The following is a 23,647-nucleotide window of genomic DNA, read 5'->3' on the forward strand; positions in this document are numbered from 1 at the left end:
TGCTCGCTCCGCTCGCGCTCACTCATGATGTAGCACTACTTCCGCAGCTCGATGACGGTCTTGCCGATGCGGATCGGCGCGCCCAGCGCGATCGGTGTGGGGGTCGTCAGCCGGGACCGGTCCAGGTACGTGCCGTTGGTGGAGCCGAGATCCTCGACGATCCACTGGCCGTCGCGGTCCGGGTAGATCCTGGCGTGGCGGCTGGAGGCGTAGTCGTCGTCCAGCACGATCGTCGAGTCGTGCGCCCGGCCCAGGGTGATGGTCTGGCCCGCGAGCGCGACGGTGGTGCCGGTCAGGGTGCCCTCGGTCACGACCAGCTTGGTGGGGGCGTTGCGCCGCTGGCGCCCGCCGCCCTGCTGGGCGCGCTGCTGGCTGCGCGGCTGGGCGCGCTGCTGCGGGGGCGCGGCCTGCTGCCGGCCGCTCTGCTGCTGGCGTCCGGCTTCCCTGCGCGATCCGCGCTGTGTGACGCGCGTACCGAACAGGTCGCTCCGGATGACCTGCACGGCCACGATCACGAACAGCCACAGTACGGCCAGGAAACCCAGCCGCATGACCGTGAGGGTCAGCTCTGACATTGCCCCCGCTTCACCCTTCGGCTTGCCTATAGATAACGGTGGTGCTGCCCACGACGATCCGCGAGCCGTCGCGGAGCGTAGCGCGGGTGGTGTGCTGCCCGTCCACCACGATGCCGTTGGTGGAGCCGAGATCCTGGATCGTCGAGGGCGTTCCGGTCCGGATCTCACAGTGCCGGCGGGAGACGCCGGGGTCGTCGATCCGCACGTCGGCTTCGGTGCTGCGGCCCAGCACCAGCGTCGGGCGGGAGATCTGGTGGCGGGTGCCGTTGATCTCGATCCAGTGGCGGGTGCGCCCGCCGCTCGCGGGAGCGGCCGGAGGCCGCTGGCCGGCGGGCTGCGGGTAGCCGTAGCCGCCGGGGCGGGCGCCGGGCGGCGGCGAGGCGGGCATCGGGGGGGCGCCGGCGGGGGCGGGCGGGTAGCCGTAGCCGCCCGGAGCGCCCTGGCCGCCGGGAGCGGCGTGGCCCGGGCGGCCCTGCGGGGCGGCGGGGGCCTGTGAGCCCTGCTGGCTGCTGGAGGAGGCGAGCGTACGGCTGCGCACCCGGTACAGGCCGGTGTCGAGGTCGTCGGCCTTCTCCAGGTTGACCTTGATCGGGCCCATGAACGTGTACCGCTGCTGCTTGGCGTAGTCGCGCACCATCCCGGCCAGCTCGTCGCCGAGCTGCCCGGAGTAGGGGCTGAGGCGCTCGTAGTCCGGCGCGCTCAGCTCCACGATGAAGTCATTGGGGACGACCGTGCGGTCCCGGTTCCAGATGGTGGCGTTGTTGTCGCACTCCCGCTGGAGCGCGCCGGCGATCTCCACGGGCTGGACCTCGGACTTGAAGACCTTCGCGAAGGTGCCGTTGACCAGGCCTTCGAGACGCTGCTCGAACTTCTTCAGGACTCCCATGGGGCACCTCCTCCGTCGCTGCCGTTCTGCCTTCTACTACGTACTGCTCACTGATCGTATCTACGCGTCCGGCAATCAGCCGGTTCCCCCAGCGGCCACCCTTCGAACTCCTCCCGGCACCGGTTTCCGGCGCTCATCCTGGCAGGGATCGTAGAGGCGGCCCAGGACCAGTGTCCCGCACCCGACAGCACACCTGTCCCGCTCCAGGGGAGACGGCCTGGACCGGTACGAGGTTGATACGTGAACAAGGACACCCTGATACGTGCGGGGATGCGGGCCGGGATACGGGCCGGGATACGGGCGGCAGGGGCCGGGTCACGTGCGGGGCGGGCCGGCGCGTGGGCCCGCCCCGCCTCGGCGTCCGGCGTGGGCGTCCGGCCCGGGCGTCCGGCCTCGTCCGACCTCGTCTGACCTCGTCCGGCCTCGTCCGGCCTGGGCATCGGGCCTGGCGAGAAGGGATGTGAACCCACCCCGGACCACGTGCTAATGTTCTCGATGTCGGAAGGGGCCAGCCCGAAAGGGCCGGAAACGGAAGACACACCCAATGCGCGGGTGGCGGAATAGGCAGACGCGCTGGATTCAGGTTCCAGTGCCCGCAAGGGCGTGGGGGTTCAACTCCCCCCTCGCGCACACAGAGGCTACGGGCCCATCGTGAAAACGATGGGCCCGTAGTCGTGTTCCGGGACTTCTGGGATGCTCCGGGGAGTTCTGTGGATGTTCCGGGGTTGTGAGGAAGTTCTCAGGGGCGGGGCGCCGCCGAGTTGTCCACAACAGCCGGGTTTTCCACAGGGTCTGACGCGTTTCGGTCACCCGCTGTACGGTCTGCACGAGTTGATGTTCGGGCTGTACGGGGGAGGCGGTCGCGGTGACCGAGGCCGGTGCGGGAGTGGCTCAAGCGGTGGAGCCTGCGGGGCCGGTGGGGCCGGTGGACCTGTCGGTTCCGGTGCAGCCGTCGGTTCCGGCGGTACGCCGGCTGCCCCAGGTGCGCGGCTTCGCGCAGTGGCCGTCCCGCGGCACCGCCAAGGAGGAGGGCAAGGCGCTCAGAGCGAGCGTGCCGCGCTCCGTACACCGCACCCTCGACCTCGACGGCTCCCGCCCGGACGCGGTGAGCGCGGTGGAGGAGTCCAACACCGGCCGCATCCCGGAGCTGACCCCGATACGGGTGGGGCGGATGGCCGCGACCCCGTTCGCCTTCCTGCGCGGCTCGGCCGGCCTCATGGCGTACGACCTCGCACGCACCCCGTCCACCAGGATCGGCACCCAGATATGCGGTGACGCCCACGCCGCCAACTTCGGCCTGTACGGCGATGCGCGCGGCGGCCTCGTCATCGACCTCAACGACTTCGACGAGACCGTGCACGGCCCCTGGGAGTGGGACCTGAAGCGGCTCGCGGCCTCCCTGGTGCTGGCCGGGCGCGAGGCGGGCGCAGACGAGGACACCTGCCGCGCGGCGGCGCAGGACGCGGCCGGCGCCTACCGCCGCACCATGCGGCTGCTCGCCAAGCTGCCCGCGCTGGACGCCTGGAACGCCATCGCGGACGAGGAACTGGTCTCGCACACCGACGCCCACGACCTGGTCGGCACGCTGGCACGGGTCTCGGAGAAGGCACGCGCCAACACCAGCGGCCGGTTCGCAGCGAAGTCGACCGAGACCGCCGAGGACGGCGGACGCCGGTTCGTCGACGCGCCCCCGGTCCTGCGCCGCGTCCCGGACGCCGAAGCCGCCGCGGTGGCCTCGGCCCTGGAGGAGTATGTGACGACTCTCTCCGAGGACCGCCTCCCGCTGCTCGCCCGGCACGCCGTGCACGACGTGGCCTTCCGCGTCGTCGGCACCGGCAGCGTGGGCACCCGCTCGTACGTGGTGCTGCTCCTCGACCACCGCGGACAGCCGCTGGTGCTCCAGGTGAAGGAGGCGCGCCCCTCGGCGCTCGTCCCGCACCTGGCCACGGCCGGCTTCGAGGCGGCTGCGGTGGCGCACGAGGGCCGCCGGGTGGTCCTCGGCCAGCAGCGGATGCAGGTCGTCAGCGACATCCTGCTCGGCTGGACGACGGTCGACGGGCGGCCCTTCCAGGTACGCCAGTTCCGCAACCGCAAGGGCAGCGTCGACCCGGCCGCCCTCGCCGCCGACCAGATGGACGACTATGGCCGTATGACCGGCGCCCTGCTGGCCCGCGCCCACGCCCACGGCGCCGACCCCCGCCTGATCGCCGGCTACTGCGGAAAGAACGAGGAACTGGACGAGGCGATGGCCGACTTCGCGGTCACCTACGCCGACCGCACGGAGGCGGACCACGCGGAGCTGGTGACCGCGATCCGCACCGGGAGGGTCGGGGCCGAGCTGGGGGTGTGAGGCCCGGGGGTGTGACGGGGCGGAGCTGCGCTTCCCTACGGTGAGATACCGCACCTCCGGTTCAAGCCAGGCGCAGCGCTACCCTGGGCGCGTGACGACCCCGGAAGCCGACCAGTCCGCACCGCGACCCGAGGAACGGCTTGAGCAGGCCGTACGGGCCGCCGAGCAGGCGTTGATCGAGTACGAGATCGCCGTGGAGACCTTCCGCGTCGAGGTCGAGAACTTCTCCCGGCTGCACGAGCAGAAGCTCGGCCCGCTCTACGCCCGCATCGAGGAACTGGACGCACGGATCGCCGAGGCCAGGGCCGCCCGCACCGGCGACCCCGAGGACCTGCGCCGTGCCGAGGAGGCCCGCGCCCAGGTCCAGCCCATCCCCGGCGTCGAGGAACTCCTGCACGGCTGGATGGACGACCACGGCCTGTTCCCGGAGGCCGCCGCGATGCTCACCGACCAGGCCGTACGGCCCCCGCAGCGGGTGCGTCCCAGCGAAGAGGCCCGCAAGCTCTACCGCGAACTGGCCCGCAAGGTCCATCCCGACCTCGCGCAAGAGGAGGGCGAACGGCAGCGGCGTGAGGAGTTCCTCACTCGCGTCAATGCCGCCTACGCCCGCGGCAACGAAGCCGAGCTGCGGGAACTGGCCGAGGAATGGGCGGCCGGCCCCGCACCGGCCGAGCGGCCGCCGAGCCCCAGCGAGGAGCTGTACGAGCGCCTCGAATGGCTCGCCCAGCGCAAGGAACTGCTCCACCTCGTCGCCCGCGAACTGGAGAACGGCGCGATCGCCGCCATGCTCCGCCTCGCCCCGGACGACCCCGACGGCCTCCTGAACGAGATCGCCGGCCGGCTGCACTCCGACATCGCCGAGCGGGAGACGGAGCTGGCGGCCCTGCTGGCGGGGGAGTGAGCCACACGGTCCGTCGGGTAGCGTCGGGAGCATGAGTTTCGGAGCTGGTGTGCCCACGGTCGAGGTCACGGACCTCAAGGACGGCGACTTCCTGCTGGACGTCCGCGAGGACGACGAGTGGCAGGCGGGCCACGCCGCCGCGGCGCTGCACATCCCCATCAGCGAGTTCGTCGCCCGCTACGGCGAGCTGACGGAGGCCGCCCCGCAGGACGGCCGCGTCCACGTCATCTGCCGCTCCGGCGGTCGCTCGGCCCAGGTCACGATGTACCTGGTCCAGCAGGGCATCGACGCGGTGAACGTCGACGGCGGCATGCAGGTCTGGCAGGCAGCGGGCCGCCCGGTCGTCACGGACGACGGTCAGCCCGGCTTCGTGCTCTAGCTCGGCCTGGCGGTTCCGCCTGTAGTTCGTCGTCGGCTCGGGGTCAGCTGAGCGGATGCGCCGCCAGCAGGTCCCCCAGCACCTCCTCGTACGCCCCCGCCGGGCCGAGCACCAGCTCCAGGTGCTTGGCCCAGGCGTGATACCGGTGCAGCGCGTACTCCGTGTCCGCGCCGAATCCGCCGTGCAGATGCTGTGCCGTCTGCACCACCCGGCGCACCCCCTCCGCCGCCCAGATCTTCGCCACGGCCACGTCCCCGGCAGCGGGCAGCGCCCCCGGCGCCCCCGAGGCGATCCGCCAGGCCGCCTGCCACAGGGTGGCCTCCATGGCGCGCAGGTCGATGTACCGGTCGGCGGCCTGCACGGCGACCGCCTGGAACGTCGCGATCGGATACCCGAACTGCTCCCGTTTCCCGGTGTATTCGCCGGTCATCCGCAGCACCCGCTCACCCAGCCCGAGCGTCAGCGCACACGTGCCGGTGACCAGCAGCGCGTGCAGCCACTCCCAGGCACCGTCGGCCTCGATGACGTCCCCGGCCGGGATCCGCGCGGCCCGCAGCCGCAGTTCGGCCAGCCGCTCCCCGCTCGTGGACACCTGCTCGGCCAGGACCACCCCGTCGTGTTCCCGCGGCACGAGCGCCAGCACGGTGCGGCCGGCCCCGGTGTGCGCCGGTACGACGACCAGGTCCGCGTCGTACGCCCACGGCACCCCCGTCTGCACCCCGTCGAGCACCCACGCCTCGCCGTCCCGACGGGCGCTGACGGCGAGCCCCGCGGGATCGTGCCCGGTACGGCCCTGCGCGGCGACCGTCAGCACCACCTCCCCCCGCCCGGCCGGCCCCAGCAGGCGCTCCCCCAACTCCCTGCCGCCATAGGCCTGTACGACCGCCGCGCCCGCGCTGTGCTCCAGCAGCGGCACCCGGGCGAGCACCTTGGCGGACTCGCGCAGCACCAGGCACAGCGCGACGGCGTCCAGGCCCGCCCCGCCGTACCCGGCGTCGAGCAGCAGGCTGAGCAGATCGGCGTCCGCGAGCCTGCCCCACAGCTCCCGGTCGAGGCCCTCGGCGACGGCCCCGGTGGTGAGCGCCGGACTGGGCACCGCATCCACGGCCACCCCGGCGAACACCCCCCGTGCCGCCTCGGCCGCCGCCTGCTGCTCCTCGCTGAAGGTGAAGTCCACGACCTGTCCTCCCGGCGCATCCGGCCCACGTCCAGCTGGTCCCGTCGGATTCGGGCGGGCCGACTGACGGGGCGTCAGGGAGGCAAGATAGAACAGGTTCTAGGAGAAGGGAATGGGGAGCGGTCTTGGGGCCCCTCCCCCTCCCTCCCCACCCCCCGTCCCGTCACCTCAGCGGTCGAAGTCCAGCTCCACGTGTTCCGTCACCGGGTGCGACTGGCAGGCCAGCACGAAACCGGACTCCGTCTCGTCCTCCTCCAGCGCGAAGTTGCGGTCCATGCGGACCTCGCCCGAGACCAGGAAGGCCCGGCAGGTCCCGCACACCCCGCCCTTGCAGGCGTAGGGCGCGTCGGGGCGGTTGCGCAGGACCGTCTCCAGCAGGGACTCTCCGTCCTGGACCGGCCAGGTGCCGCCGCGTCCGTCGAGCCGGGCGGTGATGGTGCTGTGCTCGGGCGTCGGTGCGGTCGGGGCCGGCGCCGGGGCAGCGTCCACGTGGAAGATCTCCTGGTGGATCCGGGCCCGCTCAACGCCCAGTTCGCGCAGCGCCTCCTCCCCGCCGGTCACCAGCCCGTAGGGCCCGCACAGGAACCAGCCCGCCACCCGCTCCACCGGCAGCAGCGCCGGCAGCAGCCCGGTGAGCCGCTCCCGGTCGAGCCGCCCGGACGGCAGGCCCGCCTGCTGCTCCTCCCGGGAGAGCACGGTCACCAGCTGAAGCCGCTCCGGGTAGCGGTCCTTCAGGTCGGCGACCTCCTCCAGGAACATCATCGAGGCGGCCGTACGGTCACTGCGTATCAGGCAGAACCGGGCCTCGGGCTCGCGCGCCAGCAGCGTCGAGACGATGGACAGCACGGGCGTGATGCCGCTGCCGCCGACGATGGCCGCGTACAGACCCGGCGCCGGTTCCAGGGTGAAGCGCCCGGCCGGGGTCATCACGTCCAGCACGTCGCCGAGGTTGATCTCCTTCAGCGCGTAGGTCGAGAACGCGCCCCCCTCCAGCAGGCGTACGCCCACCCGCAGGGTGCTCGGGCCCGCGCCGTCCGGGTCGGGGGCGGGGGAGCAGATCGAGTAGGTCCGCCGGATCTCGGTGTCGTCGACGATGCGGCGCAGGGCGAGGTGCTGGCCGGGTGCGTGACGGTACTCCGCGCGCAGCTCCGGCGGGACGGCGAGGGTGAGGGCGACGGAGTCGTCGGTGAGCCGGTCGACCGCGGCCACCTGGAGCGGGTGGAAGCGCGCCATCACAACTCCTTGAAGTGGTCGAACGGTTCACGGCAGGCGAGGCAGCGGCGCAGCGCCTTGCACGCGGTGGAGGAGAACCGGCTCAGCAGCTCGGTGTCGGCGGATCCGCAGTGCGGGCAACGGACGGGGTCCGGTTCCGCCGCGAGGGTGCGGGTCGGGCCGAGAGTGAGCGTCACCGGGCCGGTGTCGTGGCCCTCGCGCGGGGGAGCGATGCCGAACTCCCGGAGTTTGCGGCGGCCTTCGGGGCTGATGTCGTCGGTGGACCAGGCGGGCGTGAGCACCGTGCGGACGGTGACCTCGCGCATGCCGTGCGCGTGCAGGACCCGTTCGATGTCCAGGGCCATGGCCTCGATGGCCGGGCAGCCGGTGTAGGTCGGGGTGAGGTCGACCTCGACCCTGTCGGGACCGCTGACGTGGACCGCGCGCAGCACGCCCAGCTCCTGGAGGGTGAGCACGGGCAGCTCGGGGTCGGGCACCGAGCCGGCCAGCTCCAGCAGTTCCGTTTCCAGGGCGGTGGCGGTCACCATGTCGCCCCCGGGTGGCTGCGGTGCAGGTGCTGCATCTCGGCGAGCATCCGCCCGAACGGTTCGGTGTGCAGGCCCTGCCGTCCGGCGCCCGCCGACCAGGCGCCGGTGCGCGGGCCCTCGGGGACGGTCAGGGTGGCCCGGCCGAGGACGTCCGTGACGGACTCCAGCCAAGCGGCCTCCATGCGCGCCCAGTCGACGTCCAGGGACTCCACCGGCTGGAACATCTCCGCGGTGAAACGCCACAGCGCCTCGCAGGCGCGCTGCATCCGTTCGTGGCTGACCTCGGTGCCGTCGCCGAGCCGCAGGGTCCACTGTTCGGCGTGGTCGCGGTGGTAGGCGACCTCCTTGACCGCCTTGGCGGCCAGCGGCGCGAACGGGCCGTCCCCGGCCGCGAGTTCGGCGTAGAGCAGCTGCTGGTAGGTGGAGAAGTACAGCTGGCGGGCGATGGTGTGGGCGAAGTCTCCGTTGGGCTGTTCGACCAGCTGGAGGTTGCGGAAGGCGCGCTCCTCGCGCAGGTACGCCAGCTCGTCCTCGTCGCCAGCCATGGACAGCAGGATCCGGGCCTGGCCGAGGAGGTCGAGGGCGATGTTGGCGAGGGCGACCTCTTCTTCGAGGACGGGGGCGTGGCCGGCCCACTCCCCCAGGCGGTGGGAGAGCACCAGGGCGTCGTCGCCGAGGGCGAGTGCGGCGGTCGCGGGGACGGTGGCGGTCACAGGTGCTTCACCCCTTCCGGGATCTCGTAGAAGGTCGGGTGCCGGTAGGGCTTGTCGGCGGCGGGTTCGAAGAAGGGGTCCTTCTCGTCGGGCGAGGACGCGGTGATCATGGTGGCGGGGACCACCCAGATCGAGACGCCTTCGCCGCGCCGGGTGTACAGGTCGCGGGCGTTGCGCAGGGCGAGTTCCGCGTCGGGGGCGTGCAGGCTGCCGGCGTGGGTGTGGGAGAGGCCGCGCCTGGAGCGCACGAAGACCTCCCACAGGGGCCAGTCGGTGGTGCTCATGCTCGGTTCGCTCCCGTCTCCGCGGTGTTCCCGGTGTTTCCGGGGGTGCCGGTGTCGGCGGTGTGTCCGGTGCGCTTGGCCGCGTAGGCGGCGGCTGCGTCACGCACCCACGCGCCCTGGTCGTGTGCGCGCCTGCGCTGGGTGATCCGCTGTTCGTTGCAGGGGCCGTTGCCCTTGAGGACGTCCCAGAACTCCGCCCAGTCGATCGCGCCGAAGTCGTAGTGGCCGCGGTCCTCGTTCCAGGTCAGGTCCGGGTCGGGGAGGGTGAGGCCCAGGGACTCGGCCTGCGGGACGCAGATGTCGACGAAGCGCTGGCGCAGCTCGTCGTTGGAGTGGCGCTTGATCTTCCATTCCATCGACTGCGCGGAGTGCTGGGACTCGTCGTCGGGCGGGCCGAACATCATCAGCGAGGGCCACCACCAGCGGTTCACCGCGTCCTGGGCCATCGCGTGCTGCTCGGGGGTGCCGTTGCTGAGGGCCAGCAGCAGCTCGTAGCCCTGGCGCTGGTGGAAGGACTCCTCCTTGCAGATCCGCACCATGGCGCGCGCGTAGGGGCCGTAGGAGCAGCGGCACAGGGGGACCTGGTTGGTGATGGCGGCGCCGTCCACGAGCCAGCCGATCGCGCCGACGTCGGCCCAGGTCAGCGTGGGGTAGTTGAAGATCGAGGAGTACTTCTGGCGCCCGCTGTGCAGCTTGTCGAGGAGCTCGTCGCGGCTGGTGCCGAGGGTTTCGGCCGCGCTGTACAGGTACAGGCCGTGGCCGGCCTCGTCCTGGACCTTGGCCATCAGGATCGCCTTGCGGCGCAGGCTGGGCGCGCGGGTGATCCAGTTGGCCTCCGGCTGCATGCCGATGATCTCGGAGTGCGCGTGCTGGGCGATCTGCCGGACCAGCGTGGCGCGGTAGGCGTCGGGCATCCAGTCGCGTGGTTCGACGCGCTCGTCGGCGGCCACGGCCGCGTCGAAGGCGTGCTGGTAGGCCGTCGTGTCGACGGTGTCCGGTGCGCCGTCCGCCGGTGTGCCGGCCGTGCGGTGCGCGGCTGCTGTGGCCATGCGGTCCCCCTGACCTTGGGCTCTGCTTGAACGCCTTCCCGACCGATCGTTCGGTCCGTGCGTGTCAATGGTGGGGCGGGCCGCCGTGAGGTGTCAACTGCTGTGGACAACCGCGTCGGCTGCCTGTGGAAAACCTCAGGGGCTCCCCGGGGCTGCGCCCGGCGGGCGGGGCTGAGTACCGTTCCGTGCGGGCGTCACCGCGTGACGCCTGTGCAGCATGCGGCGCCTGTGGCGGGCGGACCACGGAAACAGAGCGGGGATCGGGACGGAATGGACGCGTACGACGAGGACTCGCATGCCCGGCCGGGGCCGGACGGGTCGGAGGGGGCGCGTCACCCGGACCACACCGGAGCCCAGGTGCACGCCGAGCCGGAAGGGCGCAGCGAGCCGGAGGGGCATGCCGGGCCGGAGGGGCACAGCGAGCCACAACGGCACCCCGCGCCCCAGGCCCGTACCGGTGTCGCCGCCCTCTCCCCCCGCTACCAGGTCGGCGTGGCCCTCGCGCTCGCGGTGGTCGGGGTGGCCGCCTGTGTGCACCTGGGGATGGTGTTCCTGAGCCTCGCCCCGACGAACATAGTGTCCAAGCAGCACGGCACGGCGATCGCGGACTGGGTGGACCCGGAGTTCGAGCAGAACTGGAAGCTGTTCGCCCCGAACCCGCTGCAGCAGAACATCGCCGTCCAGGTGCGCGCCGAGGTGCGGACGAAGGACGGCACGCTGCGCACCACCGGCTGGAACGACCTCTCCGCCCTGGACGGGGCGGCCATCGACGGCAACCCGGTGCCCAGCCACACCGACCAGAACGAGCTGCGCCGCGCCTGGGACTTCTTCGTGGGCTCGCACACCGCCGACAACCGTCCGGTGCTCCTGCGCGGCGCGCTCTCCGAGCAGTACCTGCGCCGGATCGTGGTGATGCGCCTGTACCGGGACGACGCGACCGCCAAGGAGGGTGTCATCCAGCGCGTGCAGGTGCGCTCCAGCACCACCAATGTGCAGCCGCCCGAGTGGAGCGGTGAGCGCGTCTCCGAGACGCCTGTCTACCACCAGCTGTCCTGGTGGACCGTCACGGCCGACGAGGCCGCGGGAGGTGTGCGGTGAACCGCGTCGCCCTGACTCTGTCGCGCGGCATCGCCCGCGTCACCGGATCGGCCCTCGGCCCGTACCAGAGCGCAGTGATCCGGATCGGCTTCGCCGGGACCTGGCTGCTGTTCCTGCTGCGGGAGTTCCCGCACCGCGAGGAGCTGTACGGCCCCAACGGCCCCTGGGCCTGGGACCTCGCCAAGCGGCTGACCGACGACAACCACGCCTTCTCGGCGCTGCTGTGGTCCAGGGGCCAGCTCTGGTTCGAGTGCGTCTACGTGCTGGCGGTCCTCGCCTCCGCGATGCTGCTGCTCGGCTGGCGCACCCGGACCGCGTCCGTGCTGTTCATGGTCGGTGTGGTGTCACTGCAGAACCGCAGCGTCTTCATGGGCGACGGCGGCGACAACGTGCTGCACCTGATGTCCCTCTATCTGGTGTTCACGCGCTGCGCCCAGGTGTGGTCGCTGGACGCGCTGCGGGCGTCGCAGGCCGAGGCGGCCCGCGCGCGGGGGGAGCGCGTTCCCGGTGACCGGGTGGGACCGGCGCTGTGGGCGGTGCTCGGCCTGGCGCTCGGTACGGTCACCCTGAACGGCCGGCTGTTCGACAACGGCTGGCTGGTGCCGGCGCTGCTGTGGACGGCCTGGGCGGTGCTCGGTCTGTGGTGGGCCGTGGAGCGCTGGGCGAAGTCGCCTGAGCCGCGGCTCCTGCTGGACGTCGTCGCCGACGTCGTCCACAACGGAGCCCTGTTCGTGATCATGGCGGAGGCGTGCCTGATCTACGCCACCGCCGGCTGGTACAAGATCCAGGGCTCGCGCTGGCAGGACGGCACCGCCGTCTACTACCCGCTGCACCTGGACTACTTCTCGCCCTGGCCGGGCCTCGCCGACCTGATGTCCTCCAGCGGCACGATCATGCTGCTGGTGGCCTACGGGACGGTCATGGTGCAGGTCGCCTTCCCGTTCACGCTGTTCAACCGGCGGATCAAGAACGTCCTGCTGGTGCTGATGATGACCGAGCACGCCGTGATCGCGGTCGTCCTCGGCCTGCCGTTCTTCTCCCTGGCGATGATCACCGCGGACGCGGTCTTCCTGCCGACGTCCTTCCTGCGCAGGCTGGGCGCGCTGGCCACGCGCACGCGTGACCGGCTGCTGCGGCGCGGGGACGGCGGTGCCGTGCCCCCGCCGCGCTCCCCGGAGGAGAGCGCGCCGGGACGCGTAGGGTTCACCGCATGACCGACCCCGTGACCCGCTGGCGGGAGATGACCACGGACACCGTGCTGCTCGACGGCTTCCACGCCCTGAAGCACGCGCTGCGCTTCGGGGCCGAGGTCCCGGTGGCGGTCACCACCGACCGGCAGGCCGCGCTCGCCCTCGCCGAGGAGCTGGCCGGGGACGTACGGGAGTGGCTGGCGGCGCTGCTGACCGAGGTGCCGCAGGAGACGTACGCCTCCCTCGTCCCCCGCCCGCACCCGACAGGCGTGGCCGCCCTGGCCGTACGGCCCTCCCGCGAGGCCAACCTGCGGGCGCTGGCCCACACCCCGCGCACCGCCCCGGTCGTGGTCCTCGACAACCCGCGCAACCTCGGCAACGCCGGAGCCGTGATCCGGCTGGCCGCCGGGTTCGGGGCGACCGGTGTGGTCACCACGGGCACGCTCGACCCCTGGCATCCGACGGTGGTGCGCGGCGGCGCGGGGCTGCACTTCGCGACCGCCGTGGAGCGGCTCGACGTGGCCGAGCTGCCCGCCGGGCCGCTGTTTGCGCTCGACCCGGAGGGCGAGGACATCCGCGGCACGAAGCTGCCCGACGACGCCGTGCTGGCCTTCGGCTCGGAGCGCAGCGGCCTGTCGGCCGAGCTGCGCGCGCGTGCCGACCACCTGCTGCGGCTGCCGATGCGCCCCCAGGTCTCCAGCTACAACCTCGCCACCAGTGTGGCGATGACGCTGTACCACTGGAGCGCCACCGGGGGCGCACCCGGCGCCGACTGAGGACGGCTCAGGCGTCCCGGCGTACCTCCACCACCCGGAAGCGGTTGGAGACGAACGCGCCGTCCGTCAGGGCGGCGTTCGCCGCCGGGTTGCCGCCCGACCCGTGGAAGTCGGAGAACGCGGCCGTCTGGTTCACGTACACCCCGCCGGTCAGGTTGAGCGACAGCTGGGCGGCTTCCTCCAGGCACACCTCCTCGACGGCCCGCTCGGCCTCCGGGTCGGTGGTGTACGCGCCGACCGTCATCGCGCCCTTCTCGCGCACCGTGCGGCGCAGCAGCCCGACCGCGTCGGCCAGCGAGTCGACCGCGACGGCGAAGGAGACCGGGCCGAAGCACTCGCTCATGTAGGCGGCCTCGTCGTCCGGCTTGGCGCCGTCCAGCTTGACGATCACCGGGGTGCGGACGACCGCGTCCGGGAACTCCGGGTTGGCGATCTCGCGGGAGGCGAGGGCGACCTCGCCGAGCCCGGCGGCGGCCTCCAGACGGGCCTTGACGTCCGGGTTGACGATCGCGCCGAGCAGGGCGTTCGCGCGCGCGTCGTCGCCGAGCAGGCCGTCGACCGCGCGGGCCAGGTCGGCGGTGACCTCGTCGAAGGTCTTGTGGCCCTCGTCGGTGCTGATGCCGTCGCGCGGGATCAGCAGGTTCTGCGGGGTGGTGCACATCTGGCCGCTGTACAGGGACAGCGAGAACGCCAGGTTGGACAGCATGCCCTTGTACTTGTCCGTCGAGTGCACGACGACCGTGTTGACGCCGGCCTTCTCCGTGTAGACCTGCGCCTGGCGGGCGTTGTCCTCCAGCCAGTCACCGAAGGACGTCGACCCCGTGTAGTCGATGATCTTGATCTCGGGGCGGGTGGCGAGCGTCTTGGCGATGCCCTCGCCGGGGCGCTCGGCGGTCAGCGCCACCAGGTTTGCGTCGAAGCCCGCCTCGGCGAGCACGTCCCGGGCGATCCGCACGGTCAGCGCGAGCGGCAGCACCGCGCGCGGGTGCGGCTTGACCAGGACCGCGTTGCCGGTGGCCAGGGAGGCGAACAGGCCCGGGTAGCCGTTCCAGGTCGGGAAGGTGTTGCAGCCGATGACCAGGCCGATGCCGCGCGGGACCGGCGTGAACTGCTTGGTGAGGGTCAGCGGGTCGCGCTTGCCCTGCGGCTTGCTCCACTCCGCGGTGTCGGGCGTGCGGACCTGCTCCGCGTACGCGTACGCCACCGCCTCCAGGCCGCGGTCCTGGGCGTGCGGGCCGCCCGCCTGGAACGCCATCATGAACGCCTGTCCGCTGGTGTGCATGACCGCGTGGGCGAACTGGTGCGTGCGGTCGCTGATCCGCTTCAGGATCTCCAGGCACACCGCGGCACGCAGCTCCGGGCCCGCCTCGCGCCAGGCGCGCTGCCCGGCCGTCATCGCGGGCAGCAGCACGTCGATGTCCGCGTGCGGGTAGGTCACACCCAGCTCGATGCCGTACGGGGAGACCTCGCCGCCCACCCAGTCGTCGGTGCCGGGCTGGTCGGTGAGGTCGAGGCGGTTGCCCAGCAGGGCGTCGAAGGCGGCCTTGCCCGCCGCCGCGTCCAGGCTGCCGTTCTCGCCGTAGGCCTTCGGGTGCTCGGGGTGCGGGGACCAGTACGCGCGCGTGCGGATCGCTTCCAGCGCCTGGTCGAGCGTGGGCCGGTGCTTCGCGATCAGCTCGTGCGCGGTCGGTTCGGCGGCCATGCGGGACCAACTCCTCGTCTGGAGAACTCGTCGTCGAGTTCATGCCTGGCAGAAACATGGGCAGAGACAGCCGGTGAGAGCTAGAGTAACCGAACGATCGGTCGGGACAAGGGGGCCTGCCGCATCTGTGGAAAACCCCGTGCGGGAGGATCGCGCACATGACAGCACTCGACCTCAGCAGCCCCGTGGCCGTCGTCGGCACCGGCACCATGGGCCAGGGCATCGCCCAGGTCGCGCTGGTCGCCGGACACCCCGTGCGGCTCTACGACACCGTGCCCGGACGCGCCCGGGAAGCGGCCGACGCGATCGGCGCCCGCCTCGACCGGCTCGTGGCCAAGGACCGGCTCTCCGCCGCCGACCGGGACGCGGCCCGCGCCCGCCTGAAGCCCGCCGACGCCCTGAGCGAGCTGGCCGACTGCGGGCTGGTCGTCGAGGCAGTCCTGGAGCGGCTGGACGTCAAGCAGCAGCTCTTCGCCGAGCTGGAGGAGCTCGTCGCCGAGGACTGCCTGCTCGCCACCAACACCTCGTCCCTGTCGGTGACGGCCATCGGCGGCGCCCTGCGCCACCCCGGCCGCTTCCTGGGCCTGCACTTCTTCAACCCGGCGCCGCTGTTGCCCCTGGTCGAGGTCGTCTCCGGGTTCGCCACCGACGTCACGTCGGCCACGCGCGCGTACGAGACCGCCCGCGCCTGGGGCAAGACCCCCGTGGCCTGCGCGGACACCCCCGGCTTCATCGTCAACCGGATCGCCCGGCCCTTCTACGCCGAGGCGTTCGCGGTCTACGAGGCGCAGGGCGCCGACCCGGCCACCATCGACGCCGTCCTGCGCGAGTGCGGCGGCTTCAAGATGGGCGCGTTCGAACTGACCGACCTGATCGGGCAGGACGTCAACGAGTCCGTCACGCACTCCGTGTGGCAGTCCTTCTTCCAGGACGTGCGCTTCACGCCGTCCCTGGCCCAGCGCCGCCTGGTCGAGTCCGGCCGGCTCGGCCGCAAGAGCGGGCACGGCTGGTACGACCACGCCGACGGCGCCGAGCCCGCCGAGCCGCACACCGCCGAGAAGGAGCAGCCGCCCGCCTACGTCGTCGCCGAGGGCGGCCTCGGGCCCGCGGCCGAGCTGCTCACGCTGATCCGCGAGGCCGGCATCCAGGTCCGCGAGGAGGACGAGGACAACGGCACCCGCCTGGTGCTGCCGAGCGGCGGCCAGCTGGTCCTCGCCGACGGCCAGACCTCGGTGGAGTTCCGGGACGTCGTCTACTTCGACCTCGCCCTCGACTACCGAACCGCCACCCGCGTCGCCCTGTCCGCCTCCCAGGACACCGCGCCGCAGACCCTCGCCGAGGCCACCGGCCTCTTCCAGGCGCTCGGCAAGGACGTCAGCGTCATCGGCGACGTCCCCGGCATGATCGTCGCCCGCTCGGTCGCCCGGATCGTCGATCTGGCCTACGACGCCGTCGCCAAGGGCGTGGCCACCGAGGAGGACATCGACACCGCGATGCGGCTCGGCGTCAACTACCCGCTCGGCCCCTTCGAGTGGAACCGCAGACTCGGCCGCGACTTCGCCTTCGACCTCCTGGACGAGATGCACGAGCGCGACCCCTCCGGACGCTACGCGCCCTCCCTCGCGCTCTACCGCCACGCGTATGCCACCGACAAGCGGGAGGGCACCTCATGACAACCGCCCGGCGCGACACGTACACCCCCGAGACGCTGCTCTCCGTGGCCGTCCAGGTCTTCAACGAGCGTGGCTACGACGGCACCTCCATGGAGCACCTGTCCAAGGCGGCCGGCATCTCCAAGTCGTCCATCTACCACCACGTCAGCGGCAAGGAGGAGCTGCTGCGCCGGGCCGTCAGCCGCGCGCTGAACGGCCTGTTCGCCATCCTGGACGAGGAGCACGCGCGGGTGGGGCGGCCCGCGGAGCGCCTGGAGCACGTCGTGCGGCGCATGGTCGAGGTGCTCATGACCGAACTGCCGTACGTGACGCTGCTGCTGCGCGTGCGCGGCAACACCGCCACCGAGCGGTGGGCGCTGGAGCGGCGCCGCGACTTCGACCACCGCGTGGCCGACCTGCTGAAGGCCGCGGCGGCCGAGGGCGACATACGCGGTGACGTGGAGGTGCGCCTGGCCACCCGGCTCGTCTTCGGAATGATCAACTCCATTGTGGAGTGGTACCGGCCCGACGCGCGCGGCGCGACCGGCCGCGAGGTGGCCGACGCGGTCGTACGGCTGGTCTTCTCCGGGCTGCGCCAGGCCTGACCCCGGCCTGCCCCGGGCTGACCTCAGCACGGCCTCACCCGTCCGGCTCCAGGTCCTCCTCCTCGAAAACCAGCAGCGTGCGCGTGCTCAGCACCTCGGGGATCGCTTGGAGCCGGGTGAGCACCAGCTCGCGCAGCGCCCTGTTGTCGGGCGTGTGCACCAGCAGCAGCACGTCGAAGTCCCCGCCCACCAGCGCGATGTGGGAGGCGCCGGGAAGCTGGCGCAGATGCTCGCGGACCGTGCGCCAGGTGTTCTGGACGATCTTCAGTGTCACGTACGCCGACGTGCCGTGCCCTGCCCGTTCGTGGTCCACGCGGGCGCTGAAGCCCCTGATCACACCGTCCTCGACGAGCCGGTTGATACGCGCGTAGGCGTTGGCACGCGAGACGTGGACCCGTTCGGCGACCGACCGTATGGAGGCGCGGCCGTCCGCCTGGAGGATCTTCAGGATGTCCTGATCGATGGCGTCGAGCGGACGCGGCGGCGCGAGCGGGGCGCTCCCCTTCGGCCCGTCGGCCATTTGTTCAGCTGCCATGTCCCCCTGCTTTGCCGCCGTGGACGTCCTGCATTCATTCCAGGCTGTGCAGAACCGATTGTCCATAGCCTGAAGGGGCCTGTAGCCAAAATGTGCCGACGACCGAACAATCGGTAGGTGAGGCGGGTCACAGCCGACACGCCTCCCGTAGCCACTCCCACGAGGAGGTGCCGTCATGACGGTCATGGAGCAGCGGGGCGCGTACCGGCCATCGCCGCCGCCCGCCTGGCAGCCCCGTATGGACCCCGCGCCGCTGCTGCCCGACGCCGAGCCCTATCGCGTCCTCGGCACCGAGGCGGCCGGCAAGGCCGATCCGGACCTGCTGCGCCGGCTCTACGCCCAGTTGGTGCGCGGTCGCCGCTACAACGCGCAAGCCACCGCGCTCACCAAGCAGGGCCGCCTCGCCGTCTACCCCTCCAGCACCGGCCAGGAGGCCTGCGAGGTCGCCGCCGCGCTCGCCCTTGAGGAGCGCGACTGGCTCTTCCCGAGCTACCGCGACACCCTCGCCGCGGTCGCCCGGGGCGTCGACCCCGTCGAGGCCCTGACCCTGCTGCGCGGCGACTGGCACACCGGCTACGACCCCTACGCCCACCGGGTCGCCCCCCTGAGCACCCCGCTGGCGACCCAGCTCCCGCACGCCGTCGGCCTCGCCCACGCCGCCCGCCTCAAGGGCGACGACGTGGTCGCGCTCGCCCTGGTCGGCGACGGCGGCACCAGCGAGGGCGACTTCCACGAGGCGCTGAACTTCGCCGCCGTCTGGCAGGCGCCGGTCGTCTTCCTCGTGCAGAACAACGGCTTCGCCATCTCCGTCCCGCTCGACAAGCAGACCGCCGCGCCCTCCCTGGCCCACAAGGCCGTCGGGTACGGCATGCCGGGCCGGCTGGTCGACGGCAACGACGCCGTCGCCGTCCACGAGGTGCTCGGCGACGCCGTGCGGCACGCCCGCGCGGGCGGCGGCCCGACCCTGATCGAGGCGGTGACCTACCGCATCGACGCCCACACCAACGCCGACGACGCCACCCGCTACCGGGGCGACGCCGAGATCGAGGCCTGGCGCGCCCACGACCCGATCGAGCTGCTGGAGCGGGAGATGACCACGCGCGGACTGCTCGACGAGGCCGGTATCGAGGCCGCCCGGCAGGACGCCGAGACGATGGCCGCGGACCTGCGCGAACGCATGAACCGCGACCCCGAGCTGAACCCCATGGACCTGTTCGACCACGTGTACGCCGAGACCACGGCGCAACTGCGCGAACAGCGCGCGCTGTTGCAGGCCGAGCTGGCGGCCGAGCAGGACGACGAGCACCACCAGGAAGGCGGTCACCGATGACCACCGTGGCCGTCAAGCCCGCCACCATGGCGCAAGCCCTCACGCGGGCGATGCGCGACGCGATGGCCGACGACCCCACCGTGCACGTCATGGGCGAGGACGTCGGCACGCTCGGCGGTGTCTTCCGGATCACCGACGGACTCGCCAAGGAGTTCGGCGAGGACCGCTGCACCGACACCCCGCTCGCCGAGGCGGGCATCCTCGGAACCGCCGTCGGCATGGCCATGTACGGGCTGCGCCCGGTCGTGGAGATGCAGTTCGACGCCTTCGCCTACCCGGCGTTCGAGCAACTGGCCAGCCACGTCTCCCGGATGCGCAACCGCACGCGCGGCAGGATGCCCCTGCCCATCACCGTCCGCGTCCCCTACGGCGGCGGCATAGGCGGTGTCGAGCACCACAGCGACTCCTCCGAGGCCTACTACATGGCCACCCCGGGCCTGCACGTCGTCACGCCCGCGACCGTCGCCGACGCCTACGGGCTGCTGCGCCAGGCCATCGCCTCCGACGACCCGGTCGTCTTCATGGAGCCCAAGCGCCTGTACTGGTCGAAGGACTCCTGGAACCCCGAGCACCCCACCGATGTCGAACCCATCGGACGGGCGGTCGTCCGGCGCCCCGGCAGCAGCGCCACGCTCATCACCTACGGCCCCTCCCTGCCGGTCTGCATGGAGGCCGCCGAGGCCGCACAGGCCGAGGGCTGGGACCTGGAGGTCGTCGATCTGCGCTCCCTGGTGCCGTTCGACGACGAGACGGTCTGCGCGGCCGTACGGCGCACCGGACGCGCGGTCGTCGTGCACGAGGCGACCGGGTTCGGCGGACCGGGCGGGGAGATCGCGGCCCGGATCAGCGAGCGCTGCTTCCACCACCTGGAGGCGCCGGTGCTGCGCGTGGCCGGCTTCGACATCCCCTACCCGCCGCCCATGCTGGAGCGGCACCACCTGCCCGGTGTGGACCGCATCCTGGACGCCGTCGCGCGTCTGCAGTGGGAGGCCGAGGGCTGATGGCACAGGTGCTGGAGTTCAAACTTCCCGACCTCGGCGAAGGACTCACCGAGGCGGAGATCGTCCGCTGGCTGGTGCAGGTCGGTGACGTCGTCGCCATCGACCAGCCGGTCGTGGAGGTCGAGACGGCCAAGGCGATGGTCGAGGTCCCCTGCCCGTACGGCGGCGTGGTCACCGCCCGCTTCGGCGAGGAGGGCACGGAACTGCCCGTCGGTGCCCCGCTGTTGACGGTGGCTGTGGGCCCGTCGGCTCCCGAGGGGGAGAGCGAGGGCTCGGGCAACGTGCTGGTCGGCTACGGCACCTCGGAGGCGCCGACCCGACGGCGCAGGGTGCGGCCGGCGGCGCCGGCAGCCGTGGTCACCCCGGCCACCCCGGTGGTCCATGCCGAAGGCCCCGTTCCCGTGATTTCGCCCCTGGTGCGCCGGCTCGCCCGTGAGGGCGGTGTGGATCTGCGCTGCCTGGCGGGTTCGGGACCGGAGGGACTGATCCTGCGCGCGGACGTCGAGAACGCGCTCCGGGCACAGGCGGCGCACGCCCCGGCGGGACAGGTCCAGGCGGCACCCGCCCGTACGGCCGAGGCGCTCACCGCCTCCGTGCCCGCGGCGGCCACGCCCTCCCCTCTCCGCAACGGCATCCGCACCCCCCTCAAGGGCATTCGCGGGGCTGTCGCCGACAAGCTGTCGCGCAGCCGCCGGGAGATCCCCGACGCCACCTGCTGGGTGGACGCGGACGCCACCGAACTCATGCGCGCGCGGGCCGCGATGAACGCGGGCGGCGGAGCGAAGATCTCCCTCATCGCCCTGCTCGCCCGCATCTGCACCGCCGCCCTCGCCCGGTTCCCCGAGCTGAACTCCTACGTCGACGCCGACGCCCGCGAGGTCGTCCAGCTCGACCACGTGCACCTCGGGTTCGCCGCGCAGACCGAGCGCGGACTGGTCGTGCCGGTCGTCCGGGACGCCCACGCGCGCGACGCCGAGTCGCTGACCGCCGAGTTCGCCCGGCTCACCGAGGCCGCGCGGACCGGGACGCTCACCCCCGGGGAACTCACCGGCGGCACCTTCACGTTGAACAACTACGGAGTCTTCGGCGTCGACGGCTCCACCCCGATCATCAACCACCCCGAAGCGGCCATGCTCGGCGTCGGCCGCATCATTCCCAAGCCCTGGGTGCACGAGGGCGAGCTGGCGGTGCGCCAGGTCGTCCAGCTCTCGCTCACCTTCGACCACCGGGTGTGCGACGGCGGCACGGCAGGCGGCTTCCTGCGGTACGTGGCGGACTGCGTGGAACAGCCGGCGGTGCTCCTGCGCACACTGTGACCCCGGGAGGAGCAAAGACAGACATACTCGGGGGGTGACCGAGTACGCTCCCGCAACCCCCGGGACCCCCGCGCCGTACGACGCCGTCGTGCTTGCCGGCGGCGCCGCCCGGCGGCTCGGCGGGGCCGACAAGCCCGGGGTGCGGGTCGGCGGACGCGCGCTGCTCGACCGGGTGCTCGCGGCGTGCGCGGGCGCCCGCACCACCGTGGTCGTGGCCGGCCCCCGGTCCACCGTGCGCCCCGTGCGCTGGGCGCGCGAGGAGCCGCCCGGTGCCGGGCCGGTCGCCGCGCTGGAGGCCGGCCTGCGCCACACCACCGCCGAGCACGCGGTCGTTCTCTCCGCCGACCTGCCGTTCCTCGAAGCGGCGACGGTGGAGCGGCTGCTGACCGCCCTGGCCGCCGCCGGCGCCGACGGCGCGCTGCTCACCGACGCCGACGGCCGCGACCAGCCGCTCGTGGCCGCCTACCGCACGGCTGCCCTGCGCCGCGAACTCACCGCCCTCGCCGAGGCGCACCACGGTCTCACCGGCCTGCCCCTGCGCCGGCTCACCGGCGCCCTCCAGCTCACCCGCGTCCCGGACCCGCTCGCGTCCTTCGACTGCGACACCTGGGACGACATCGCCGACGCCAGGGCACGCATCAGGGAGCATGGGCACGTGTTGCATGAATGGATCTCCGCAGTCAAGGACGAACTGGGCATCGAACTGGACGTCGACACCGGCGTCCTGCTCGACCTGGCCCGCGATGCCGCGCACAACGTGGCCCGGCCCGCCGCCCCGCTGACCACCTTCCTCGTCGGCTACGCCGCCGCCCAGGGCAAGGGCGGACCCGAAGCCGTCGCCGAGGCCGCCCGCAAGGCCGCCGCGCTGGCGCTGCGCTGGGAGACGGAGAACGCAGAGAACGCAGGGAGCGACGCGAACCCCACCGAACCGGGCGGGGGCACCTCCGCCCCGGACGCCGGATGACCGCCCCCGGCCGGCGGGCCGCGGCGGCGGCCGAGGACATCGACGACCTCGACGTCGAGGAGGCCCTGGCCCTCGTGAGGGACCCCAAGCACGACAGCGCCGGTCACGTGCCCGCCCCCGCCCCGCAGGACGAGTCCCGGCCGGCCGAACCGGGGCGGGCCGAGCGGCACAAGGCCACCCCCTGGCCGCAGGCCCGCGAGATCGCCGTGCGCGCCGCACGCCCCCGGAGCCGCGGCGGCACGGGTGACAGGCCCAGCGTCGCCCGCCGGGCCCCCGTCTGCGTACCCCTCGCCGACGCGCTCGGCCTGGTCCTGGCCGCCCCCCTCGACGCGCTCACCGACCTGCCCTCCTTCGACACCTCCGCGATGGACGGCTGGGCGGTCGCGGGACCCGGCCCCTGGGACGTGCGGGACGACGGCGTACTCGCCGGGCACGCGCTGCCCGAGCCGCTCACCGACGGCGAGGCGGTCCGCATCGCCACGGGCGCCCGCATCCCCGCCGACACCACCGCCGTCCTGCGCAGCGAACACGGCCGGCTCGACACCAAGGGCCGCCTGCATCCCCTGCACGAGCTGAGCCACGGCCATGACATTCGCCCGCGCGGCCAGGAGTGCCGCAGCGGCGACCAGTTGCTGCCCGTCGGCACGCTGGTCACCCCGGCCGTCCTGGGCCTGGCGGCAGCCGCCGGATACGACACCGTCACCGCCGTCCCCCGGCCGCGCGCCGAAGTTTTCGTCCTCGGCGACGAGTTGCTCACCGAAGGGCTCCCGCACGACGGGCTGATCCGTGACGCGCTCGGCCCCATGCTGCCGTCCTGGCTGCGTGCCCTCGGCGCCGAAGTGACCGCCGTGCGCAGGGTCGGTGACGACGCCGAGGCCTTGTACCGGGCGGTCACCGACTCCACCGCCGACCTGGTCGTCACCACCGGCGGCACCGCCGGCGGACCCGTCGACCACGTCCACCCCACCCTGGAACGCATCGGCGCCGAACTCCTCGTAGACGGGGTCAAGGTGCGCCCCGGCCACCCCATGCTGCTGGCCCGCCTCAACGAGACCCAGCACCTCGTCGGCCTGCCCGGCAACCCCCTCGCGGCCGTCTCCGGCCTGCTCACGCTCGCCGAGCCCCTGCTGCGCACCCTGGCCGCCCGCCCCGCCCCGGAGGCGTACACGCTGCCGCTCGGGGAGGCGGTGCACGGGCATCCGTACGACACCCGGCTCATCCCCGTGGTGCTGCGCGGCGACCGTGCGATGCCGCTGCACTACAACGGCCCGGCCATGCTGCGCGGCGTCGCCGCCGCCGACGCCGTGGCGGTCGTACCGCCGGGCGGGGCACGCCAGGGTGAGGAAGCGGAACTGCTGGACCTGCCGTGGGCTGCCGCCGGGATCGGGGTGTGTTTCACGTGAA

At 72.7% G+C, this 23,647-nt stretch carries 23 protein-coding genes and 1 tRNA gene; 14 read left to right on the forward strand and 10 right to left on the reverse strand.

The features are described from left to right. Nucleotides 1-35: 35 nt before the first annotated feature. Both ACWD35_RS06180 and ACWD35_RS06185 read right to left on the reverse strand, forming a co-directional pair. Nucleotides 36-575, reverse strand: a complete 540-nt coding sequence (locus tag ACWD35_RS06180) for an FHA domain-containing protein FhaB/FipA (protein WP_451349949.1) — start codon at nt 573-575, stop codon at nt 36-38. A gap of 10 nt (nt 576-585) precedes the next feature. Continuing rightward, nucleotides 586-1,461, reverse strand: coding sequence for an FhaA domain-containing protein (locus tag ACWD35_RS06185; RefSeq protein ID WP_451349950.1), 876 nt, complete (start codon nt 1,459-1,461; stop codon nt 586-588). 546 nt (nt 1,462-2,007) lie between these two features. Between ACWD35_RS06185 and ACWD35_RS06190 the strand changes: the two genes are divergently transcribed. The 4 genes from ACWD35_RS06190 (at nt 2,008) to ACWD35_RS06205 (ending at nt 5,091) form a co-directional block, all read left to right on the forward strand. After that, a tRNA-Leu gene (locus tag ACWD35_RS06190) sits at nt 2,008-2,091 on the forward strand. 295 nt (nt 2,092-2,386) lie between these two features. Beyond that, nucleotides 2,387-3,811 carry a DUF2252 domain-containing protein gene (locus tag ACWD35_RS06195; protein ID WP_451350072.1) on the forward strand — a complete coding sequence of 475 codons (1,425 nt, stop codon included), beginning with the start codon at nt 2,387-2,389 and terminating at the stop codon, nt 3,809-3,811. A gap of 91 nt (nt 3,812-3,902) precedes the next feature. Next, nucleotides 3,903-4,712, forward strand: a complete 810-nt coding sequence (locus ACWD35_RS06200) for a hypothetical protein (RefSeq protein WP_451349951.1) — start codon at nt 3,903-3,905, stop codon at nt 4,710-4,712. A gap of 49 nt (nt 4,713-4,761) precedes the next feature. Further along, nucleotides 4,762-5,091 carry a rhodanese-like domain-containing protein gene (locus ACWD35_RS06205; protein ID WP_451350073.1) on the forward strand — a complete coding sequence of 110 codons (330 nt, stop codon included), beginning with the start codon at nt 4,762-4,764 and terminating at the stop codon, nt 5,089-5,091. 43 nt (nt 5,092-5,134) lie between these two features. Here ACWD35_RS06205 and ACWD35_RS06210 read toward each other — a convergent pair whose 3' ends face one another. From ACWD35_RS06210 to paaA, 6 genes are all read right to left on the reverse strand, one after another. Continuing rightward, the gene (locus tag ACWD35_RS06210; protein WP_451349952.1) at nt 5,135-6,268 is read right to left on the reverse strand and encodes an acyl-CoA dehydrogenase family protein; all 1,134 of its coding nucleotides are present in this window, start codon (nt 6,266-6,268) and stop codon (nt 5,135-5,137) included. 168 nt (nt 6,269-6,436) lie between these two features. Further along, nucleotides 6,437-7,501 carry a 2Fe-2S iron-sulfur cluster-binding protein gene (locus ACWD35_RS06215; RefSeq protein ID WP_451349953.1) on the reverse strand — a complete coding sequence of 355 codons (1,065 nt, stop codon included), beginning with the start codon at nt 7,499-7,501 and terminating at the stop codon, nt 6,437-6,439. Beyond that, nucleotides 7,501-8,028, reverse strand: coding sequence for a 1,2-phenylacetyl-CoA epoxidase subunit PaaD (gene paaD, locus ACWD35_RS06220; protein ID WP_451349954.1), 528 nt, complete (start codon nt 8,026-8,028; stop codon nt 7,501-7,503). Before paaD ends, ACWD35_RS06215 begins: the two co-directional genes overlap by 1 nt. Further along, the gene (paaC, locus tag ACWD35_RS06225; RefSeq protein ID WP_451349955.1) at nt 8,022-8,741 is read right to left on the reverse strand and encodes a 1,2-phenylacetyl-CoA epoxidase subunit PaaC; all 720 of its coding nucleotides are present in this window, start codon (nt 8,739-8,741) and stop codon (nt 8,022-8,024) included. Before paaC ends, paaD begins: the two co-directional genes overlap by 7 nt. Next, nucleotides 8,738-9,025, reverse strand: coding sequence for a 1,2-phenylacetyl-CoA epoxidase subunit PaaB (paaB, locus tag ACWD35_RS06230; protein ID WP_451349956.1), 288 nt, complete (start codon nt 9,023-9,025; stop codon nt 8,738-8,740). Before paaB ends, paaC begins: the two co-directional genes overlap by 4 nt. Beyond that, nucleotides 9,022-10,074 carry a 1,2-phenylacetyl-CoA epoxidase subunit PaaA gene (gene paaA, locus ACWD35_RS06235; protein WP_451349957.1) on the reverse strand — a complete coding sequence of 351 codons (1,053 nt, stop codon included), beginning with the start codon at nt 10,072-10,074 and terminating at the stop codon, nt 9,022-9,024. The genes paaB and paaA overlap by 4 nt, the downstream gene beginning before the upstream one ends. Before the next feature lie 270 nt (nt 10,075-10,344). On the opposite strand from paaA, the gene ACWD35_RS06240 reads away from it, so the two are divergent. From ACWD35_RS06240 to ACWD35_RS06250, 3 genes are read left to right on the forward strand one after another with little or no spacing between them, the layout of a single operon-like run. After that, nucleotides 10,345-11,172, forward strand: coding sequence for a DUF5819 family protein (locus ACWD35_RS06240; protein ID WP_451349958.1), 828 nt, complete (start codon nt 10,345-10,347; stop codon nt 11,170-11,172). Continuing rightward, the gene (locus ACWD35_RS06245) at nt 11,169-12,386 is read left to right on the forward strand and encodes an HTTM domain-containing protein (RefSeq protein WP_451349959.1); all 1,218 of its coding nucleotides are present in this window, start codon (nt 11,169-11,171) and stop codon (nt 12,384-12,386) included. Before ACWD35_RS06240 ends, ACWD35_RS06245 begins: the two co-directional genes overlap by 4 nt. Continuing rightward, on the forward strand, nt 12,383-13,138 hold the full coding sequence (locus tag ACWD35_RS06250; protein WP_451349960.1) for a TrmH family RNA methyltransferase: 756 nt from the start codon (nt 12,383-12,385) through the stop codon (nt 13,136-13,138). Before ACWD35_RS06245 ends, ACWD35_RS06250 begins: the two co-directional genes overlap by 4 nt. 7 nt (nt 13,139-13,145) lie before the next feature. Here ACWD35_RS06250 and paaN read toward each other — a convergent pair whose 3' ends face one another. Then, the gene (gene paaN, locus ACWD35_RS06255) at nt 13,146-14,840 is read right to left on the reverse strand and encodes a phenylacetic acid degradation protein PaaN (protein ID WP_451349961.1); all 1,695 of its coding nucleotides are present in this window, start codon (nt 14,838-14,840) and stop codon (nt 13,146-13,148) included. Between the two features lie 158 nt (nt 14,841-14,998). Here paaN and ACWD35_RS06260 point away from each other — a divergent pair, with 158 nt between their 5' ends. Together ACWD35_RS06260 and ACWD35_RS06265 are read left to right on the forward strand one after the other, a co-directional pair. Next, nucleotides 14,999-16,513, forward strand: a complete 1,515-nt coding sequence (locus ACWD35_RS06260) for a 3-hydroxyacyl-CoA dehydrogenase (RefSeq protein WP_451349962.1) — start codon at nt 14,999-15,001, stop codon at nt 16,511-16,513. Continuing rightward, a complete protein-coding gene (locus tag ACWD35_RS06265; protein WP_451349963.1) occupies nt 16,510-17,097 on the forward strand; it encodes a TetR/AcrR family transcriptional regulator in 588 nt (195 codons plus the stop codon). The genes ACWD35_RS06260 and ACWD35_RS06265 overlap by 4 nt, the downstream gene beginning before the upstream one ends. Nucleotides 17,098-17,131: 34 nt before the next feature. Here the strand turns inward: ACWD35_RS06265 and ACWD35_RS06270 are convergent, their stop codons facing one another. Further along, nucleotides 17,132-17,617 (reverse strand): Lrp/AsnC family transcriptional regulator, encoded by a 486-nt coding sequence (locus ACWD35_RS06270; protein WP_451350074.1) that lies wholly within the window; start codon nt 17,615-17,617, stop codon nt 17,132-17,134. A 190-nt stretch (nt 17,618-17,807) separates the two neighbouring features. Here ACWD35_RS06270 and pdhA point away from each other — a divergent pair, with 190 nt between their 5' ends. The 5 genes from pdhA to ACWD35_RS06295 are packed head-to-tail and all read left to right on the forward strand — an operon-like array spanning nt 17,808 to nt 23,646. Then, on the forward strand, nt 17,808-18,962 hold the full coding sequence (gene pdhA, locus ACWD35_RS06275; RefSeq protein WP_451349964.1) for a pyruvate dehydrogenase (acetyl-transferring) E1 component subunit alpha: 1,155 nt from the start codon (nt 17,808-17,810) through the stop codon (nt 18,960-18,962). Further along, nucleotides 18,959-19,963 (forward strand): alpha-ketoacid dehydrogenase subunit beta, encoded by a 1,005-nt coding sequence (locus tag ACWD35_RS06280; protein WP_451349965.1) that lies wholly within the window; start codon nt 18,959-18,961, stop codon nt 19,961-19,963. The genes pdhA and ACWD35_RS06280 overlap by 4 nt, the downstream gene beginning before the upstream one ends. After that, complete coding sequence (locus ACWD35_RS06285; RefSeq protein WP_451349966.1) at nt 19,963-21,279, forward strand: dihydrolipoamide acetyltransferase family protein; 1,317 nt, start codon at nt 19,963-19,965, stop codon at nt 21,277-21,279. The genes ACWD35_RS06280 and ACWD35_RS06285 overlap by 1 nt, the downstream gene beginning before the upstream one ends. A gap of 34 nt (nt 21,280-21,313) precedes the next feature. Next, the gene (locus ACWD35_RS06290) at nt 21,314-22,243 is read left to right on the forward strand and encodes an NTP transferase domain-containing protein (RefSeq protein ID WP_451349967.1); all 930 of its coding nucleotides are present in this window, start codon (nt 21,314-21,316) and stop codon (nt 22,241-22,243) included. After that, complete coding sequence (locus ACWD35_RS06295) at nt 22,240-23,646, forward strand: molybdopterin molybdotransferase MoeA (protein WP_451349968.1); 1,407 nt, start codon at nt 22,240-22,242, stop codon at nt 23,644-23,646. Before ACWD35_RS06290 ends, ACWD35_RS06295 begins: the two co-directional genes overlap by 4 nt. The last annotated feature ends 1 nt before the right edge of the window (nt 23,647 follow it).

Source organism: Streptomyces sp. NPDC002671, from assembly GCF_053592475.1.

Excerpts from the sequence above, each read along its gene's own strand:
- ACWD35_RS06180 (WP_451349949.1), bottom strand. The coding sequence starts at position 575 with ATGTCAGAGCTGACCCTCACGGTCATGCGGCTGGGTTTCCTGGCCGTA.
- ACWD35_RS06185 (WP_451349950.1), bottom strand. The coding sequence starts at position 1,461 with ATGGGAGTCCTGAAGAAGTTCGAGCAGCGTCTCGAAGGCCTGGTCAAC.
- ACWD35_RS06215 (WP_451349953.1), bottom strand. The coding sequence starts at position 7,501 with ATGGCGCGCTTCCACCCGCTCCAGGTGGCCGCGGTCGACCGGCTCACC.
- paaD (WP_451349954.1), bottom strand. The coding sequence starts at position 8,028 with ATGGTGACCGCCACCGCCCTGGAAACGGAACTGCTGGAGCTGGCCGGC.
- paaB (WP_451349956.1), bottom strand. The coding sequence starts at position 9,025 with ATGAGCACCACCGACTGGCCCCTGTGGGAGGTCTTCGTGCGCTCCAGG.
- paaA (WP_451349957.1), bottom strand. The coding sequence starts at position 10,074 with ATGGCCACAGCAGCCGCGCACCGCACGGCCGGCACACCGGCGGACGGC.
- ACWD35_RS06240 (WP_451349958.1), top strand. The coding sequence starts at position 10,345 with ATGGACGCGTACGACGAGGACTCGCATGCCCGGCCGGGGCCGGACGGG.
- ACWD35_RS06250 (WP_451349960.1), top strand. The coding sequence starts at position 12,383 with ATGACCGACCCCGTGACCCGCTGGCGGGAGATGACCACGGACACCGTG.
- paaN (WP_451349961.1), bottom strand. The coding sequence starts at position 14,840 with ATGGCCGCCGAACCGACCGCGCACGAGCTGATCGCGAAGCACCGGCCC.
- ACWD35_RS06260 (WP_451349962.1), top strand. The coding sequence starts at position 14,999 with ATGACAGCACTCGACCTCAGCAGCCCCGTGGCCGTCGTCGGCACCGGC.
- ACWD35_RS06265 (WP_451349963.1), top strand. The coding sequence starts at position 16,510 with ATGACAACCGCCCGGCGCGACACGTACACCCCCGAGACGCTGCTCTCC.
- ACWD35_RS06270 (WP_451350074.1), bottom strand. The coding sequence starts at position 17,617 with ATGGCCGACGGGCCGAAGGGGAGCGCCCCGCTCGCGCCGCCGCGTCCG.
- pdhA (WP_451349964.1), top strand. The coding sequence starts at position 17,808 with ATGACGGTCATGGAGCAGCGGGGCGCGTACCGGCCATCGCCGCCGCCC.
- ACWD35_RS06280 (WP_451349965.1), top strand. The coding sequence starts at position 18,959 with ATGACCACCGTGGCCGTCAAGCCCGCCACCATGGCGCAAGCCCTCACG.
- ACWD35_RS06285 (WP_451349966.1), top strand. The coding sequence starts at position 19,963 with ATGGCACAGGTGCTGGAGTTCAAACTTCCCGACCTCGGCGAAGGACTC.
- ACWD35_RS06295 (WP_451349968.1), top strand. The coding sequence starts at position 22,240 with ATGACCGCCCCCGGCCGGCGGGCCGCGGCGGCGGCCGAGGACATCGAC.